Annotated in this window: 4 protein-coding genes; 2 read left to right on the forward strand and 2 right to left on the reverse strand. The window is 41.3% G+C overall.

Going from position 1 to position 2,690, the window contains the following annotated elements:
* The first annotated feature begins 65 nt into the window (after positions 1 to 65).
* Positions 66 to 746 carry a DNA mismatch repair endonuclease MutH gene (mutH, locus tag E5A76_RS03710; RefSeq protein WP_161118134.1) on the forward strand — a complete coding sequence of 227 codons (681 nt, stop codon included), beginning with the start codon at positions 66 to 68 and terminating at the stop codon, positions 744 to 746.
* An 18-nt stretch (positions 747 to 764) separates the two neighbouring features.
* Here mutH and E5A76_RS03715 read toward each other — a convergent pair whose 3' ends face one another.
* Positions 765 to 1,067 (reverse strand): DUF6482 family protein, encoded by a 303-nt coding sequence (locus tag E5A76_RS03715; protein ID WP_045068878.1) that lies wholly within the window; start codon positions 1,065 to 1,067, stop codon positions 765 to 767.
* A 164-nt stretch (positions 1,068 to 1,231) separates the two neighbouring features.
* On the opposite strand from E5A76_RS03715, the gene E5A76_RS03720 reads away from it, so the two are divergent.
* Positions 1,232 to 2,266: an NADP(H)-dependent aldo-keto reductase gene (locus tag E5A76_RS03720; protein ID WP_161118135.1), complete on the forward strand. Its 1,035-nt coding sequence runs from the start codon at positions 1,232 to 1,234 to the stop codon at positions 2,264 to 2,266.
* Between the two features lie 55 nt (positions 2,267 to 2,321).
* On the opposite strand, the gene E5A76_RS03725 is transcribed toward E5A76_RS03720, so the two are convergent.
* Complete coding sequence (locus E5A76_RS03725) at positions 2,322 to 2,564, reverse strand: hypothetical protein (protein WP_161118136.1); 243 nt, start codon at positions 2,562 to 2,564, stop codon at positions 2,322 to 2,324.
* Between the last annotated feature and the right edge of the window lie 126 nt (positions 2,565 to 2,690).

Below are 2,690 nucleotides of genomic sequence, written 5' to 3' on the forward strand. Positions count from 1 at the left end.
CCCTTATAGCTATGATATGATCCTTGTTCCTATTCTTTTTCCAATAGATGATCATTAGTCTCACCATGCCAGCGATCCCTCAGCCACCAACACCGACAACAGAACAAGAACTACTTGAAAGAGCTCAACAACTTGCCGGATTAACACTGGGGGAGTTAGCCGATCTTGCAGGGATCATCCCACCGCCCGATCTAAAACGCGATAAAGGCTGGGTTGGACAATTACTTGAATGGCATTTAGGTGCTACCGCAGGCAGCAAGCCTGTACCGGATTTTATCGAACTGGGCATTGAGCTAAAAACCATTCCCATTGGCTATAACGGTAAGCCATTAGAAACCACGTTTGTCTGTGTAGCCCCTTTGATTGGTGTGCAAGGCTTACGCTGGGAAACTAGCCACATACGCCATAAATTATCACATGTGTTATGGATCCCTGTTGAAGGAGAGCGCGACATTCCACTAGCTGATCGTCATGTGGGATCTCCCTTACTTTGGCGACCGTCACCTGATGAAGAAGCTCAGCTGAAACAAGATTGGGAAGAGTTAATGGATATGATCGTCCTTGGTCACGTTGAGCAAATCACTGCGCGCCATGGTGAAGTATTACAATTGCGACCGAAAGCAGCCAACAGCAAAGCATTAACAGAAGCCTATGGTGCCAACGGGCAACCCATCAAAACACTGCCTCGTGGTTTTTATTTAAAGACAAATTTTACAGCAGATCTGCTCTCTCGTTATTTTATTTAACGATGGCTATTGTTGTTGCTAAAAGTGCAACACAATATCTTCTTCGCATTGCGATACTTTACCATCAGCAGAAAACTCATCATAAGGATCAGTAAGGCGTAAGGTCATATTGCTGATCCCTACTGATTTTAATAAGGTTTGTGCCTGCTCTATATTTTGAAAATGCAGTAGATTATCTTTTTCATCTTTCAGAGGATGAAGCTGATGTTTATATTCTACTTCCATCAAATAATCTGAACATCCCGCATAGCAACTCAGCACACAATGGGGAATTTTATTCGGTGATGCTTTTAACCAAGGCTTTAACTGAGATAACTTCATTGTTACTCCACGCAAGATAATGAAACACCTAACATTAACTATGTGTCAGTTTTCGCTAACCAGCAAGTCTCGAACATAATATCGATTTGGTATTGAATCTCGCTTCTCAGCGTTAGCGCTTCGGGCTATAGTCAAATAAAAGATCTTAATAGCAAGGATAGCGAATGAAATATCATACGATCCCGCATTCAAGTTTAGACGTCAGTAAAATATGTTTAGGTACCATGACCTTCGGGGCTCAAAATAATGAAGCCGAAGCACATAGCCAGCTAGATTTAGCCATCGAACATGGCGTGAATTTTATTGATACCGCAGAAATGTATCCTGTTCCTCCTAACAAAGAGACTCAGGGGCTCACTGAAAGCTATATTGGTAATTGGTTAGAGAAATCAGGATCACGCGACAAGCTGATCATCGCAACCAAGGTAGCAGGTCCACGTAATGTGCCATATATCCGCGATAATATGTCACTCAACCGTCGTCATATTCATGATGCCGTGAATGATAGCCTTGAGCGTCTAAAAACCGATTATATCGATCTTTATCAAGTTCATTGGCCACAACGACAAACTAACTGCTTTGGTAAACTCAATTATCACTACGAAGAAGATCACTCTGGTGTCACACTCATAGAAACCCTAGAAGCGCTTGGTGAATTGGTCAAAGCAGGAAAAGTGCGTTATATCGGGGTATCAAATGAAACACCTTGGGGAGTGATGTCATATTTAAAGCTTGCTGATAAACACGATTTACCTCGTATTGTTTCAATCCAAAACCCATATAACTTACTTAATCGTAGCTTTGAGGTAGGTCTTTCTGAGATCAGCCATCATGAAGGTGTTGAGCTACTCGCCTATTCACCTCTCGCCTTTGGTACGCTGAGTGGCAAATACCTCAATAACACAAAGCCTAAAGGTGCACGCTGTACTGAATTTCCACGTTTTTCTCGCTACTTTAATCAACAAGGTATTCAGGCAACTCAAGCTTATATCAATGTGGCTTATAAACATGGGCTGGATCCAGCACAAATGGCATTAGCCTTTGTAAATCAGCGTCCTTTTGTTGCAGCAAACATTATCGGTGCAACAACCCTTGAGCAGTTAGAAACAAATATCCAGAGTATTGATTTGGTGCTTTCTGAAGAAGTGATGCAAGATTTAGAACAAGTCGGTATTCAATACTCAAATCCTTGTCCTTAGTGTTTTAGTATCACGTAAATGTTGGCCAGTAAGAGTATCTTACTGGCCTTTCTCTTTACGTGTTATGTCTCAACCGCAGCGTTCGCCTCAAATGACGTACTTTACGTTCAGCATGAACAAGATGGCTTACAGCGATACGACCATCACTTTCCACTCCTACGTCTCGCAGTAAATGTGCTGAATGATAAGGCAGGTAAACACGAACTCGTCGCTGTTGATGCCGCCACAGTACATCTTCACGTTTAACATCTTGTTGGATAAGAAAAATAGCAAATCGGATATAGATAGACTGGCGCATAATATTCTCCTTGGTTTTCAGTTAAGTTAGATATACCAAAAACAAATATTAACCAATCATTAACACTTAACAAGACTATTTATACTATCCGATTAACTACATGTTTTTATGCTACAAGATCTTATT

This window comes from Photobacterium lucens (genome assembly GCF_009873615.1).
GTDB lineage: Bacteria > Pseudomonadota > Gammaproteobacteria > Enterobacterales > Vibrionaceae > Photobacterium > Photobacterium lucens.

Bases quoted from the DNA above. Each gene is read 5' to 3' on its own strand.
- mutH (WP_161118134.1), top strand. From the start codon at position 66: ATGCCAGCGATCCCTCAGCCACCAACACCGACAACAGAACAAGAACTA.
- E5A76_RS03715 (WP_045068878.1), bottom strand. From the start codon at position 1,067: ATGAAGTTATCTCAGTTAAAGCCTTGGTTAAAAGCATCACCGAATAAA.
- E5A76_RS03720 (WP_161118135.1), top strand. From the start codon at position 1,232: ATGAAATATCATACGATCCCGCATTCAAGTTTAGACGTCAGTAAAATA.
- E5A76_RS03725 (WP_161118136.1), bottom strand. From the start codon at position 2,564: ATGCGCCAGTCTATCTATATCCGATTTGCTATTTTTCTTATCCAACAA.